The sequence below is a fragment of the Marinimicrobium sp. C2-29 genome (assembly GCF_038419845.1).
In the GTDB taxonomy this organism is placed as follows: Bacteria; Pseudomonadota; Gammaproteobacteria; order Pseudomonadales; family Cellvibrionaceae; genus Marinimicrobium.
Map to the genome: position 1 here is coordinate 118467 of NZ_JBCAQT010000006.1, position 13109 is coordinate 131575.

The 13109-nt window shown below is 61.6% G+C and carries 15 protein-coding genes; 5 read left to right on the top strand and 10 right to left on the bottom strand.

What is annotated here, in order from left to right; translation table 11 throughout:
* Position 1 precedes the first annotated feature (1 nt).
* The 8 genes from hpf to AAE484_RS07760 form a co-directional block, all read right to left on the bottom strand.
* Positions 2 to 292: a ribosome hibernation-promoting factor, HPF/YfiA family gene (hpf, locus tag AAE484_RS07725; protein WP_341937787.1), complete on the bottom strand. Its 291-nt coding sequence runs from the start codon at positions 290 to 292 to the stop codon at positions 2 to 4.
* 172 nt (positions 293 to 464) lie between these two features.
* Positions 465 to 1985 (bottom strand): RNA polymerase factor sigma-54, encoded by a 1521-nt coding sequence (locus AAE484_RS07730; RefSeq protein WP_341937788.1) that lies wholly within the window; start codon positions 1983 to 1985, stop codon positions 465 to 467.
* A gap of 190 nt (positions 1986 to 2175) precedes the next feature.
* On the bottom strand, positions 2176 to 2901 hold the full coding sequence (lptB, locus tag AAE484_RS07735; protein ID WP_341937789.1) for an LPS export ABC transporter ATP-binding protein: 726 nt from the start codon (positions 2899 to 2901) through the stop codon (positions 2176 to 2178).
* 3 nt (positions 2902 to 2904) lie between these two features.
* Positions 2905 to 3450: a lipopolysaccharide transport periplasmic protein LptA gene (gene lptA / locus AAE484_RS07740; protein ID WP_341937790.1), complete on the bottom strand. Its 546-nt coding sequence runs from the start codon at positions 3448 to 3450 to the stop codon at positions 2905 to 2907.
* Positions 3425 to 4048 carry an LPS export ABC transporter periplasmic protein LptC gene (gene lptC / locus AAE484_RS07745; RefSeq protein ID WP_341937791.1) on the bottom strand — a complete coding sequence of 208 codons (624 nt, stop codon included), beginning with the start codon at positions 4046 to 4048 and terminating at the stop codon, positions 3425 to 3427. The genes lptA and lptC overlap by 26 nt, the downstream gene beginning before the upstream one ends.
* Complete coding sequence (locus AAE484_RS07750) at positions 4041 to 4595, bottom strand: KdsC family phosphatase (protein WP_341937792.1); 555 nt, start codon at positions 4593 to 4595, stop codon at positions 4041 to 4043. Before AAE484_RS07750 ends, lptC begins: the two co-directional genes overlap by 8 nt.
* Before the next feature lie 26 nt (positions 4596 to 4621).
* Positions 4622 to 5593, bottom strand: coding sequence for a KpsF/GutQ family sugar-phosphate isomerase (locus AAE484_RS07755; RefSeq protein ID WP_341937793.1), 972 nt, complete (start codon positions 5591 to 5593; stop codon positions 4622 to 4624).
* 55 nt (positions 5594 to 5648) lie between these two features.
* Positions 5649 to 6635: a calcium/sodium antiporter gene (locus tag AAE484_RS07760; protein ID WP_341937794.1), complete on the bottom strand. Its 987-nt coding sequence runs from the start codon at positions 6633 to 6635 to the stop codon at positions 5649 to 5651.
* Positions 6636 to 6887: 252 nt separating this feature from the next.
* On the opposite strand from AAE484_RS07760, the gene AAE484_RS07765 reads away from it, so the two are divergent.
* The 5 genes from AAE484_RS07765 to hisD all read left to right on the top strand — a co-directional run bounded on the left by AAE484_RS07765 (position 6888) and on the right by hisD (position 11290).
* Positions 6888 to 7532, top strand: coding sequence for an MlaC/ttg2D family ABC transporter substrate-binding protein (locus AAE484_RS07765; protein ID WP_341937795.1), 645 nt, complete (start codon positions 6888 to 6890; stop codon positions 7530 to 7532).
* Between the two features lie 153 nt (positions 7533 to 7685).
* Positions 7686 to 7925: a BolA family protein gene (locus AAE484_RS07770; protein WP_341937796.1), complete on the top strand. Its 240-nt coding sequence runs from the start codon at positions 7686 to 7688 to the stop codon at positions 7923 to 7925.
* Between the two features lie 35 nt (positions 7926 to 7960).
* Positions 7961 to 9223, top strand: a complete 1263-nt coding sequence (gene murA, locus AAE484_RS07775; RefSeq protein WP_341937797.1) for a UDP-N-acetylglucosamine 1-carboxyvinyltransferase — start codon at positions 7961 to 7963, stop codon at positions 9221 to 9223.
* 13 nt (positions 9224 to 9236) lie between these two features.
* Positions 9237 to 9875 carry an ATP phosphoribosyltransferase gene (gene hisG / locus AAE484_RS07780; protein ID WP_341937798.1) on the top strand — a complete coding sequence of 213 codons (639 nt, stop codon included), beginning with the start codon at positions 9237 to 9239 and terminating at the stop codon, positions 9873 to 9875.
* 98 nt (positions 9876 to 9973) lie between these two features.
* Positions 9974 to 11290, top strand: a complete 1317-nt coding sequence (hisD, locus tag AAE484_RS07785; protein ID WP_341937799.1) for a histidinol dehydrogenase — start codon at positions 9974 to 9976, stop codon at positions 11288 to 11290.
* 26 nt (positions 11291 to 11316) lie between these two features.
* On the opposite strand, the gene AAE484_RS07790 is transcribed toward hisD, so the two are convergent.
* Both AAE484_RS07790 and AAE484_RS07795 read right to left on the bottom strand, forming a co-directional pair.
* A complete protein-coding gene (locus AAE484_RS07790) occupies positions 11317 to 12453 on the bottom strand; it encodes a trypsin-like peptidase domain-containing protein (protein WP_341937800.1) in 1137 nt (378 codons plus the stop codon).
* On the bottom strand, positions 12453 to 12986 hold the full coding sequence (locus AAE484_RS07795; protein ID WP_341937801.1) for a YhcB family protein: 534 nt from the start codon (positions 12984 to 12986) through the stop codon (positions 12453 to 12455). The genes AAE484_RS07790 and AAE484_RS07795 overlap by 1 nt, the downstream gene beginning before the upstream one ends.
* Positions 12987 to 13109: the final 123 nt, after the last annotated feature.

The following is a 13109-nucleotide window of genomic DNA, read 5'->3' on the forward strand; positions in this document are numbered from 1 at the left end:
GTTATCTGTGGCTGCGTAGCTTTTCTTTGTGTTTGATCAGCTGTCGATCCAACTTGTCGGTGAGCTGATCGATAGCGGCGTACATGTCCAGGTCCACGGCGTCGGCGAACAGGTCTTTGCCACTGACATGCAGCATGGCTTCGGCTTTCTGTTCGAGCTTTTCAACCGTCAGAGTGACATTGGTAGTGGTGATTTTATCGTGATGGTGAGTCAAGCGCTCCAGTTTATTGTTCACGTAATCCTTGAGTGCGTCGGTCAGATCCAGGTGGTGCCCGCTGATATTGATTTGCATAGCAACTTCCTCTTGCGCATGGCGATAGCCTGACAACATACCGGGCCCGCACCAACGGCGGCACTGTCCCTGTACCTGGGCGGGCCCGCCCTTCAAATTCGGCGCTCTCAACCGGTGCCAGAGACCAGCATAGCAGCGCTGGTACCCGGCGTCATCCAGCGCCGCGTCGGGTTTAAGCCGGCCCCAGCGTTTTGCGCTCGTTCGACGGCGGTATCCCCAGCGATTCGCGGTACTTGGCGATGGTCCGGCGGGCCACTTTGATGCCCTGATCGGCCAGCAAGGCGGTAATTTTGCTGTCACTGAGCGGCTTTTTGGGCGACTCCGAGGCCACCAGCTTCTTGATGATCGCCCGAATGGCCGTGGAGGAACACTCGCCCCCGGATTCGGTGCTGACATGGCTGGAGAAAAAGTACTTGAGCTCGAAGATGCCCTGGGGCGTATGCATGTATTTCTGGGTGGTGACCCGGGAGATGGTGGATTCGTGCATGTCCACCAGTTCGGCGATATCGTGCAGCACCAGAGGGCGCATGGCCTCGGCGCCGTGATCCAGGAAGCCGCGCTGTTTGTCGACGATACAGCTGGCGACCTTGAGCAGGGTTTCGTTGCGACTCTGCAGGCTTTTCAGAAACCAGCGGGCCTCCTGCAGATTGTCTTTCAGGAAGGTGTTGTCGGTGCTCGAATCGGCACGCTTGACCATGGAGGCATAGTCCGGGTTGATGCGCAGTCGCGGAGCGATGTCGGGGTTGAGCTCCACGGTCCAGCGGCCCTCACGCTTTTCCACAAACACGTCGGGCACTACGTACTCCACGTCACCGCTGGCGATCTGGTCGCCTGGGCGGGGGTTCAGGCTCTGGATCAGCTCAATGGCCTGACGCAGCTCCGGCTCCTTGAGTCGGGTGCGGCGCATCAACTGGCGGTAGTCGCGGCTACCCAGCTGGGGCAGGTAGCTGCGTACGATGGTTTTGGCTCCCTCCAGGCAGGGCGTGCTGGCGGGCAACTGCTGCAATTGCACCAGCAGGCATTCGGACAGATTCTGGCTGGCGACGCCGGAGGGGTCGAATTGCTGCAGCCGGTGCTGCACCGCCTCGACCTCGTCGAGCTCCAGCTCCTCCCAGTCCGCTTTCAGTCCCTCGTGGATTTCCTCCAGACTGCTGGAGAGCATGCCGCTGGGCTCGACCGCATCAATGATGGTCATGGCGATCACGCGGTCGCGGTCGGACATGGGGGTGAGGTTCAGTTGCCACATCAGGTGATCGTAGAGCGAGTCGGTGGTGCCGCGGCGGCTGTCGTAGTCGCTGTTCTCATCGCCCTCGAAATTGCTGGTGCCGGAGGAGGCCGGGGCGGACTGGTAGACATCGTCCCAGCTGGTGTCGACCGGAAGGTCGTTGGGGATGGATTCGTTCCAGTCGCCGTCGGGTTCGGCCACATCGCTGCTGGTACCGGTATCGTCCCGGCTTTCCCGGTTGTCGGTGCTGCCGTGCTTGCCGTCGTCGCTCTGGTCGCGGTTGTCGTTGGTTTTCTCTTCCGGGGCGTCCTGGGGCTCTTCCACGTCGAGCATGGGGTTGGAGTCCAGTGCCTCCTGGATTTCCTGTTGCAGGTCCAGAGTCGACAGCTGCAGCAGACGGATTGCCTGCTGCAGCTGAGGCGTCATGGTCAGCTGTTGGCCGAGTTTCAGTTGTAGTGATTGTTTCATGGGCAGACGGCGTTTAACCCCGTTAGAAACGACATTGACGGAATACCCAGAGTTTAGTCAGCCTGAGGCCGAGAGGCAATAACCTGACGCAAATTAATAAGCAATCTTTGTGCCTATTGTGCGTCCTGTTACGCACAATCGCGCAATTGTCAAGGGGTGTCGCGCAGATCGCGAGGAGGTGGCGGGCGCTTTACAACCTGAAATGCTCGCCCAGGTAGACTTCCCGCACCCGCTCGTTGCTCAGAACGGATTGAGCGTCGCCTTCGGCAATGATATGGCCCTCACTGACGATGTAGGCATTCTCGCAGATGTCCAGAGTCTCTCGCACATTGTGGTCGGTAATCAAGACGCCAATGCCCCGATCTTTCAGGTGGCGGACGATCTGTTTGATATCCGTGACCGAAATCGGATCCACCCCGGCGAAAGGCTCGTCCAGCAGGATGAATTGTGGCTCGGTGGCCAGTGCCCGGGCAATTTCAACCCGCCGGCGCTCGCCGCCCGAGAGCGACATGCCCAGGCTGTCCTTTATGTGGGTGATGTGAAACTCGCGCAGCAGCGAGTCCAGCTTGCCCAGCCGCTGCTTGCGGTTGAGCTCCTTGCGCGTTTCCAGGATGGCCATGATGTTGTCGGCCACGGTCAGCTTGCGGAACACCGAGGCTTCCTGGGGCAGATAGCCGATGCCGGCGCGCGCCCGGCCGTGGATGGGCAGGTGGGTGATGTCCCGGTCATCGATCAGGACGCGACCCTGATCGGCCCCCACCAGGCCCGCGATCATGTAGAAGCAGGTGGTCTTGCCCGCGCCATTGGGGCCGAGCAGGCCGACAATCTGTCCGCTGGTGACCGACAGCGATACGTCGATGACCACTTTGCGGGTCTTGTAGCTTTTGGCCAGGTTGAGAGCGTGCAGGCTGGGCATGGATCAATCCTGTTCCGGGCGTTCGTTCTTGGGCGGTAAGACCATTCTGATCCGGGGACTGTCGGTTTCGGCGTCGCCCTCCGCTTTCACCAGTTCTTTGGCGATGTCGTAGTCGATGCGGTTGCCCCGCATGCTGGCATCACCCTGTTCCAGCAGAGCGCTGGTGGTCAGCTCGAGCATCTGCTGGTCGATCTGGTAATGGATACGGTAGGCTTCGGCGCTTACCGGCGGCCCGTCCGCCTCCGGTTGTTGCTCGAAATGGGCGGGAGATCCCTCCGCCAGGACCCGCTGGACCTCGTCGTTCTCGTCGGTGTGAACGGTAATCCGCTCGGCCTCAATGCGCAGGCTGCCCTGGCGCAGGCGGACATCCCCCTCGTAGGTGGTGATGCCCTGGCGCCCGTCACGCTCGGCCCGGTCGGATTCAATGTAGATCGGCTGCTCCCGGTCCTCCGGTAGCGCCAGTGCCGGCAGAGCGGTGAAGCACAGCAGTGCGGTCAGCAGAAGGGGCCAGACGGCCCGAGCGTCAGGGTTCCCGGCTTTGAGCGTCATAGGTGCCTCGCACCTCCGAAAGTAGTTCAATGTGATCTTTTCCCAAGTCAGCGCGCATGCCCACAGCCCGGTTTCGGCCCTGAGGGGAGCGCATGTTAACAGCTTTATCGGTTTCCGCGAATTGGCGGTCCGGTTCAATGATGAGCTCGCTCGTGGTCAGCTCGGTGAGCCCCTCTTCACTCTGCTGCCAGACCCGCACTTGCTCCCGCAGATGGATGCGCGTGGCATTGGCATCGCTTCGTCCCTGCTCGGCTCTGACGCGCCAGGGAGCCTCGATCCCGGCTTCCGGTGAGCTTTCATCCTCCTGCTCCTCCCGGCCGTACAGAGTGATGTCCGGTTTTTGAATCAATGAGTAGTCCCGTTCGCTAGAGCGTTTGGGAAGGTACTGGAAGTGGTCGGCACGCTCGCTGACCATGTGGTGGTACAGCCGTCCTTCGGTGTCAAACCGGCGGGTTTCGGACCCGATCAGGTAGGCGTGGGGAAATTCAGCCTCGCGCTCGGGTACGGGGCGCAGAAGATCGTCGGGATTGAAGTCCCAGATGGCGACCAGCCCGATCAGCACGACCAGTCCCAGCCAAGCCAGCGGGTTCTTAAGCATGGCGTTCGTCTCCGGACGTGCTCGGCAGATACTCATTCAGCAGGCGGTCGAAATCGCCCCGGGCCTTGAGCAGCAGGTCGCAGGCCTCGCGCACCGCGCCGTCGCCACCGCAGCGATGGCTCTGCCAGTGGGCCCGCTCACTCACACTGGTGTGCGCATTGGCGACGGTCAACGCCAGGCCGACGCGGGTCATGATGGTCAGGTCGGGCCAGTCGTCGCCCATGAAAGCAATGCGATCGAGCGCCACCGGGTTTTCCCGACGCCAATCGGCCAGAGCCTGCCATTTGTCTTCCCGGCCCTGAATCACAAGATCCAGGCCCAGGTCGAGCGCGCGCCGGGCCACCAGGTCGGTGCGCCGGCCGCTGATGATGCCGACCTTCACCCCGCAGCGGCGCAGCAGTTTGATGCCCAGTCCGTCGAGGGTGCTGAACGCCTTGAGTTCGTCGCCGGTTTCGCTGAAGTACAGTCGACCGTCGGTGAGCACGCCGTCCACATCGAGCAGAAGCAGTTCGATGCGCTGGGCGCGCTCGTTCAAGCTGGTTGCCATAGTCTATCGCTCTACCGGTTGCGGGGTCAGATGATGCCGGCGCGCAGGATATCATGCATATGCAGGATCCCGTGGGGCTGGCGCTGCTCATCGAGCACCACGAGCGCCGTAATCTTGTTGTCTTCCATCACTTTGAGTGCCTCGGCTGCCAGCGTGTGGGCGCTCACGGTCTTGGGGTGGCGATTCATCAACTGGCTCATCAAAGTGGTGGTCAGATCGGTACCCAGATCGATGCTGCGGCGCAAGTCGCCATCCGTGTAGACACCCAATAACCCGCCTTGTTCATCCACCACTGTGGTCATTCCGAAGCCCTTGCGGGTCATCTCCAGGAGCGCATCGCTCAGAGGCGTGTCGGCCCCCACCCGGGGCACACTCTCGCCGCGGTGCATGATGTCATCGACTCTGAGCAGCAGCTTGCGCCCGAGCGTCCCCCCCGGGTGGGAGAACGCAAAGTCCTCGGCGGTAAAGCCGCGCGCCTCGAGCAGGGCGATGGCCAGTGCGTCCCCCATCACCAGGGTGGCGGTGGTGCTGGCCGTGGGAGCCAGCGCCAGAGGGCAGGCCTCGCAGGCGACACTGATGTCCAGATTGACTTCCGCCTCCTGGGCCAGCGGCGAGCGTGGCTTGCCGGTCATGCTGATGATGGGCACACCCAGGCGCTTGATCAGAGGCACAAGCGTCATGATCTCGTCGGAGTTACCCGAATAGGAGATGGCAATGACCGCATCGTCGCGGGTGATCATGCCCAGGTCGCCATGGTTGGCCTCACCCGGGTGGACAAAAAAGGCCGGTGTCCCGGTACTGGCCAGGGTCGCCGCTATTTTTTTGCCGATGTGGCCGGATTTGCCCATGCCGGTCACGATGACCCGGCCCGGGCTGTTCAGTAAGATTGAACAGGCCCGGTTGAAGCTCTCATCGATGCGCGTGCGCAGGGCATCCACCGCCTGCGCTTCGATTTCAACGGTGCGGCGCCCGGACTGAATGTAGTCAAATTGAGTCATGCTCGGTTCCGTTCAGGGTGCTGGTCAGGTTTCGGGTCAGAGCCCCCCTGGAGTTTTACACGCTGATAAACAGCCACACATAGTAACCAGCGTAGCTTAGCAGGAGAAGGGAGCCGATCCGGCGTCCCAGGTGCCCTTTGTGAGGGCTCCCGTCAGGCGTGTCATTGCGCCGGAGATGGTAATCCACCCAGATGGCCACGACCAGAATCGCGGTGATCAGCGCCATTGAAGCGTAGTCCCGGAAGAAGACGGCCGCCTCCATGGGCGGTTGCTGGATCAGGGCCGGAACGGCCATCACGGCCAGGATATTGAACAGATTGGAGCCGATGATGTTGCCCAGGGCGATATCCTGGTGACCTTTCAGGGCGCTCATGACCGAGGCCGCCAGCTCGGGCAGGCTGGTACCCACGGCAATGACGGTCAGGCCGACGACCAGCGGCGTCACGCCCATGGCCAGTGCCAGTTGCTCGGCGCCCCACACCAGTACCTCGGAGCTGCCGACCAGCACAACCAGGCCGATGACAAACCACAGCGAGGAGGCCAACCGTCCCATGGCCGGGATTTCGGGGTCAATTTCTTCGGGATCGTGCCGTTTGCTCCAGATCAACAGCCACATGACGGCGGGCAATACCAGCAGCAACACCCAGCCCTCCCAGGCTTGCAGCTGGCTATCGTACAGAAATACGCCCGCCAGAGCGGTAATAACGACCAGTGCGGGCACTTCTCGGATCAACAGGTGTCTCTGGATGGGAAGGGGCGCGATCAGAGCGGTGATGGCCAGCACCAGGCCGACATTGGCCAGGTTGGAGCCCAGCGCGTTACCCACCGCCAGTTCGCCCGCCTGGCGCAACGAGGCGCTGATGGACACGACCACTTCCGGCGCCGAAGTGCCGAAGGCCACGATGGTGAGGCCGATGATCAGCTTGGGAATACCGAACGTATTGGCCAGGGCGGCGCTGCCGGCCACAAACCGGTCGGCGCTCCAGATCAGCCCGATAAAGCCGGCGATGACACCCAGGATGGGCAGCCAGATTTGAGTCATAGGGATAGTGGCTTCATTAAGAGGTTGAAAGGGTCGGTTCCAGGCCGGCAATAACAATCTTTTACGCACGGCCATTAGGCCCGCTGTGGGTGCTAATGTTATAGTGTACCAGTTGCGTTGTCAGCCGCCGTGTGCTGGCGCCGGCAGAGTGTAACAAAGGTCGCTGGCCAATGTCGGTACTGTGATGAGTACCCGTGTTCTGGATGGCCACCCTGAGTGAAAACCGATTTTAAACCCTAAGGAATCTTGATTATGACCAGTGTGTTGAAGTTGAAATCCCGTCCGGTACGTTGGCTCGCGGCCGCTTTTGCGTGCTTGCTGGGCACAGCGGCGGTCGCAGCGGATGAGCCGGTGGACCCGAAGCAGGAAACGCCCCATGAGCTGGTAGAGGAAGTGACCGAGGTCATGTTCGATATCGTCAAGGAGTACGATGGCGGTGAAGATGATACGCAGGCCTATTACCAGGCAATTGAAGAGGTGCTGGACCCGGTGGTGGATTTCTCCTTCATCGCCCGTGCGGTCATGGGATCTCACCGAAAGGACGCAACGGATGAGCAGGTGGAGGAATTTACCAAGATTTTCAGGCGTGGTCTGGTTGAAACCTACGCCAAGGGGATCGCCAGCTACACTGACAGTGAAATCAGTATTGCGCCTCCCAAAGAGGGCGACAAAGACAGCCGGCGTGTCAGTGTCGATCAGGAGGTCAAGCACGACGGCTCAACCTACAAGCTCTCCTACACCATGGCGCAGAACCGCTCAGGGGAGTGGAAGCTGATCAACCTGGTGCTGGACGGCGTGAACCTGGGCCGGTCATTCCGCAGTCAGTTCAGTCAGGCGGCCAAGAAGTATGATGGCGATGTGGACAAGGTGATCGACAACTGGCTGGACGAGGTGTAACGACGCCAGACCGGCCCGGAGCGAATGCCGCCCTTGAAAGAGGGCGGCATTTTTGTCTGTAAAGGCCTTACAAAGTCCTTAACGGGTGCTTGTTGGGAGGCATTCAGGTAAGATTCGCCCCTGATAAATCCGTGTCCCAACCGGGGAGATAGTATGCAGCCCGATCAGATCAAAGCGTTGATTCAAGCCAACATACCCGAGAGCGAAGTCCAGGTGGGCGTTGACGGTAGTCACATCAACCTGGTGGTCGTCAGTGACGCCTTCCGGGGCATCACGCCCGTGAAAAAGCAGCAGATGGTGTATGCCGCCCTGTCCGAGCAGATTGCCGATGGCAGCATCCACGCGGTGCACATGAAAACCCTGACGCCGGAACAGTGGCAACAACAGCAGTGAATTCCGGTTCGCCGACAAGAAGACAGTGACGATCTATGGATAAATTAATGATTCAGGGCGGGCCGCCGCTCAATGGTGAGATCCGGATTTCCGGCTCCAAGAACTCGGCCCTGCCGATTCTGGCAGCGACCCTGCTGGCCGATGGCCCAGTGCGTGTCGGTAACATGCCGCACTTGAATGACATCACCACCATGTTGGCGCTTTTGCGGTGCATGGGGGTGGGTGTCACCATCGATGAAAAAATGTGTGTGGAGATTGATCCGACGTCCATTGATGACCTCACGGCGCCTTACGAGCTGGTCAAGACCATGCGCGCCTCCATTCTGGTGCTGGGGCCCCTGTTGGCCCGCTATGGCGAGGCCAATGTGTCCTTTCCCGGAGGTTGTGCCATTGGTAGCCGGCCGGTCGACATTCACCTGCGCGGCCTGGAAGCCATGGGGGCCGAGATTGAGGTGGACGAGGGCTACATCCGCGCCCGCAGCAAGGGGCGCCTCAAGGGGGCGCATATCCTGATGGATACCGTCACTGTGGGCGGTACCGAAAACCTGCTGATGGCGGCGGTTCTGGCCGAGGGCGTTACCGTCCTGGAGAACGCGGCGCGCGAGCCGGAAGTGGTGGATCTGGCGCACTGCCTGGTGGCGATGGGGGCCGACATCGAGGGCATCGGCACCGCCACCATGACCATTCGCGGGGTGGAGAAACTCCACTCATGCGCTTACGACGTCATGCCCGATCGTATCGAAACCGGCACCTATCTGGTGGCCGCCGCGGCCACCCGGGGTAAAGTCCGGCTCAAGGATACCCGCGCGGACATTCTCGAGGCGGTACTGTTGAAGCTGGGTGAAGCCGGCGCCGAGATCGAGATTGGCGATGACTGGATATCGCTGGACATGAAAGGGAAACGGCCCAAGGCCGTCAACCTGCGCACCGCGCCCTATCCGGCCTTTCCGACCGATATGCAGGCCCAGTTTACCGCCATGAACGCGGTGGCCGAAGGCTCGAGCTCGGTGACCGAAACCATTTTCGAGAACCGCCTGATTCAGGTGCACGAACTCAACCGCATGGGCGCCCGTATTACCCTGGAGAGCAACACCGCCCTGATTACCGGGGTGGAAAAGCTCAAAGGTGCCCCGGTAATGGCCACCGATCTGCGCGCTTCGGCCAGTCTGGTGATCGCGGGCCTGGTGGCCGAGGGAACCACTCTGGTCGACCGCATCTATCACATTGATCGCGGTTACGAGTGTATCGAGGAAAAACTGCAAATGCTGGGCGCCAATATTCGCCGCGTGCCCAACTGATTAGATGAGACCCATGAGCCAGACACTGACCATTGCCCTGACCAAGGGCCGGATTTTGGAAGAAACTCTGCCCCTGCTCTCGGCAGCGGGTATCGAACCGGCGGAAGACATCAGCAAGAGTCGCAAGCTGGTGTTCGAAACCAATCGCCCGGAGGTGCGCCTGCTGGTGCTGCGCGGGGCCGATGTGCCCACTTATGTGCAGTTCGGCGCGGCCGACATGGGGATTTCCGGCAAGGATACCCTGATGGAAAACGGGGCCGAGGGGTTGTACGAGCCGCTGGATCTGAACATCGCCCGCTGCCGCCTGATGACCGCGGCCATCAAGGGCGAGGCGCCGCGTCAGGGCCGCCTGCGGGTGGCGACCAAGTACGTCAATATTGCCAAACAGTATTACGCCACCTGCGGCCGGCAGACCGATATCATCAAGCTCTACGGAGCCATGGAGCTGGCGCCGATCATGCAGCTGGCCGATGAAATCGTGGATATTGTCGATACCGGCAACACCCTGCGGGCCAATGGCCTGGAGCCGCGCGAGCACATCGCCGATATCAGCTCCCGGCTGATCGTCAACAAGGCTTCCATGAAAATGAAGCACGTTTTGATTCAGGCCGTGATTGACGCCATCGGCGAAGCGGTAGAGGCCAAAGCCTGAACGGCCTTGAGCGGCTAAAGAGCAGCCCTGAGCGGCTAATAAATAGCCCTTGAGCGGTTAACGAAGCCCTGCGGAACTATTGAACCGAGACTGAGACTATGCCCGACCCAACCCCGTTGATTGCCCGTTTGAACGCCTCCGACAGCGATTTCAATGCGCGCCTGGACGCCCTGCTGGAATGGGACAGTGTCTCCGACAGCAAGGTCGGCGGCATCGTGGATGAGATCCTGCATGCGGTCAAAACCCGGGGCGATGCGGCGGTGGTGGAGTACACCAACCGTCTCGACCGGCGCGATGTCCGGGAGGCGAGCGAGCTGCTGGTACCGGTCTCCGAGCTCGATCGGGCGCTCAAGGCCATTCCCGCTGACCAGCGCCAGGCGCTGGAGACAGCCGCCGAGCGTATTCGCGGATACCACGCCCGACAGCGCCAGGAGTCCTGGGAGTACACCGAAGCCGACGGCACCCGCCTGGGCCAGAAGATCACCGCCATGAACCGCGTCGGTCTCTATGTCCCGGGGGGCAAGGCTTCCTACCCCTCCTCGGTATTGATGAACGCCATTCCCGCCAAGGTGGCCGGGGTCGCCGAACTGGTGATGGTGGTGCCGGCGCCCGATGGTCAGCTCAACGATATGGTCCTGGCGGCGGCGGCCGTGGCCGGAGTGGACAAGGTCATTACCATTGGCGGCGCTCAGGCGGTGGCGGCGCTGGCCTACGGCACCGAAACTCTCCCCAAGGTGGACAAAATCGTCGGGCCGGGCAATATCTTTGTGGCGACCGCCAAGCGGGCCGTTTTTGGTCTGGTGGATATCGACATGATCGCCGGGCCCTCGGAAATTCTGGTCATCTGCGATGGCCAGACAGATCCGGACTGGATCGCCATGGACCTGTTCAGTCAGGCCGAACACGACGAGCAGGCGCAGTCCATCCTGATCAGCCCCGACGCCGAGTTTCTGGGTAAGGTCGAAGCCGCCATGGAGCGCCTGCTGCCGACCCTGGAGCGGGCCGATATTGCCAGAACCTCGCTGGCCAATCGCGGCGCATTGATTCAGGTGGCGGACATGAAACAGGCGTTGGCGGTCAGCAACCGGGTGGCTCCCGAGCACCTGGAGCTGTCCGTGGCGGACCCGGAGGCACTGCTTCCCGAGGTGCAGCACGCCGGGGCGATTTTCATGGGGCGCTACACCCCCGAGGCGCTGGGCGACTACTGCGCCGGGCCCAATCACGTCCTGCCCACCTCCGGCACCGCGCGCTTTTCATCGCCCCTGGGCGTCTATGATTTCCAGAAGCGCAGCTCGATCATTCACTGCTCGGCGCAGGGAGCCTCGGAGTTGGCGCGCACGGCGTCGGTACTCGCGCGCGGAGAAGCGCTGGAGGCCCACGCCCGCTCGGCCGAGTATCGAATATTGAAAGACTGATATAGAGAGACGTGCCGACGGGCGATCTAGCTATTCGGGGCAGGGCGCTCGCCGATGGTGGTGGTCAGCTCCAGGCGCCGGCCGTCGCGCAGCACGCGCAGGGTGACTTCACTGCCGGGGGGCGTAGTGGCGATCTGATTCATGCCCTGCCGCCCCTGGCCCACCGACTGGTTGTCGATATGCGTCAACACATCGCCCGCCACCAGTCCGGCCTGCTCGGCCGGGCTGTCTTCAATGATGTTGGTGATGATCACGCCCTCGGTGGACTCCAGCTCCAGTGAGCTGGCCAGCTCGGGGGTCATGGGCCTCGCATCCAGCCCCAGCCAGCCGCGTACCACCCGCCCGTGCTCGATGATTTCCCGCAACGAGCGCATGGCCGAATCGGCGGGGATGGCAAAGCTCACACCCACGGAGGTATCGCCCTCGCCCAGAATGGCGGTGTTGATGCCCAGCAGCCGGCCCTGAATATCCACCAGAGCTCCCCCGGAGTTGCCGACATTGACCGCCGCGTCGGTCTGCAGGAAGTTCTCGTATTCGCTGATCCGCAGGTTGTAGCGACCGGTGGCGCTCAGGATGCCCTGAGTCACCGTCTGACCGACCCCGAAAGGATTGCCGATCGCCAGTACAATGTCACCCACCCGGGCCAGGGAGGGATCGGCCACTTCGATGGCGGTGAGCCCCTCCATGTCGATTTTCAGGACCGCCAGATCGCTCTCTGGGTCGGTTCCCACCAGCTCGGCCTGGGTTTCACGGCCATCCTGAAGCCAGACCAGAATTTCCTCGGCGCCCTTGATGACATGTTCGTTGGTCAGCAGGTAGCCCCGCTCGTCGATGATCACGCCTGAACCCAGTGCCGACTGCATGCGCTCCTGTTGCGGTGAGTCGGACTGGCGGAAAAAGCGTCGATAGAAGGGGTGATCGGCCAGGGGGTGGCGCTGGCGCTCCAGCGGTTTGCGGGTATAGATGTTGGCCACGGCGGGCGCGGCCCGCTCCACGGCGTTGGCGTAGGACAGGGAGCGGCCATCGGCTGGCGCTGGCTGTGAGAACATGGCCTCCGGGCGAAGGTCGGGGAATACCAGTAGAGCCAGCAGTGCAATCAGCAGGCCCGCTGCTATGGGCCAACCCAGAGACTGTAGCTGGCTCACCACTCGCTCTCTGACCATCAGGGTCTCCGGGTGCCGGCGTCTTGCACGTGCTCGGCCGTGCTGTCGGGCTCGAACTGCACCTGGGATTGCTCGGTATAATCGTAGGGGTTGTCGGGCAGGTCATTCTCCTCATGCAGCCCATACTCCTCGCTCAATTGGCCGGCCCCTTTCTTGGGCGCCCAATCGCGCGGTGCTTCGACCTGTTCCTCACTGAGGTAGGTGCGCTCGGTCCCTAGCATCTGGGTATTGGCCGACTCCAGAATCTGTCGGCTGATGGCGGGGGTGGTCAGTTTGAGAGCACTGTTGGCGAGGTACTCGTAGACTTCGCGGTAATTCTGGGTCAGGTTGTTGACCAGCTCCGAGGTCTTGGCGAAGTGCTCGGCGACATCCTGCTGGTAGCGCTTGAGCTCGTCTTCCGCCTTGAACAGCCGCTCTTCCAGCTCGCGGTTCGGGCCGCCGGGGCCGGCCAGGCGGTCGATCACGGCGCCCACCGCGGCGCCGGCCAGCAGGCAGAGCAGGCCAACAATGATTAGGGTACCCAGTGAAATCACAAACTTCTCCTCATCAATGATGCGATGCAAACTAATGGATTCTCGCGCTATTATACGGTCTTTTGCTCAATGCGGGCCGCTTCAGCGTGTCCGATGTCGAATTTTCTCGCTCCGTCTTTGCAC

Bases quoted from the DNA above. Each gene is read 5' to 3' on its own strand.
- hpf (WP_341937787.1), bottom strand. From the start codon at position 292: ATGCAAATCAATATCAGCGGGCACCACCTGGATCTGACCGACGCACTC.
- AAE484_RS07730 (WP_341937788.1), bottom strand. From the start codon at position 1,985: ATGAAACAATCACTACAACTGAAACTCGGCCAACAGCTGACCATGACG.
- lptB (WP_341937789.1), bottom strand. From the start codon at position 2,901: ATGCCCAGCCTGCACGCTCTCAACCTGGCCAAAAGCTACAAGACCCGC.
- lptA (WP_341937790.1), bottom strand. From the start codon at position 3,450: ATGACGCTCAAAGCCGGGAACCCTGACGCTCGGGCCGTCTGGCCCCTT.
- lptC (WP_341937791.1), bottom strand. From the start codon at position 4,048: ATGCTTAAGAACCCGCTGGCTTGGCTGGGACTGGTCGTGCTGATCGGG.
- AAE484_RS07750 (WP_341937792.1), bottom strand. From the start codon at position 4,595: ATGGCAACCAGCTTGAACGAGCGCGCCCAGCGCATCGAACTGCTTCTG.
- AAE484_RS07755 (WP_341937793.1), bottom strand. From the start codon at position 5,593: ATGACTCAATTTGACTACATTCAGTCCGGGCGCCGCACCGTTGAAATC.
- AAE484_RS07760 (WP_341937794.1), bottom strand. From the start codon at position 6,635: ATGACTCAAATCTGGCTGCCCATCCTGGGTGTCATCGCCGGCTTTATC.
- AAE484_RS07765 (WP_341937795.1), top strand. From the start codon at position 6,888: ATGACCAGTGTGTTGAAGTTGAAATCCCGTCCGGTACGTTGGCTCGCG.
- AAE484_RS07770 (WP_341937796.1), top strand. From the start codon at position 7,686: ATGCAGCCCGATCAGATCAAAGCGTTGATTCAAGCCAACATACCCGAG.
- murA (WP_341937797.1), top strand. From the start codon at position 7,961: ATGGATAAATTAATGATTCAGGGCGGGCCGCCGCTCAATGGTGAGATC.
- hisG (WP_341937798.1), top strand. From the start codon at position 9,237: ATGAGCCAGACACTGACCATTGCCCTGACCAAGGGCCGGATTTTGGAA.
- hisD (WP_341937799.1), top strand. From the start codon at position 9,974: ATGCCCGACCCAACCCCGTTGATTGCCCGTTTGAACGCCTCCGACAGC.
- AAE484_RS07790 (WP_341937800.1), bottom strand. From the start codon at position 12,453: ATGGTCAGAGAGCGAGTGGTGAGCCAGCTACAGTCTCTGGGTTGGCCC.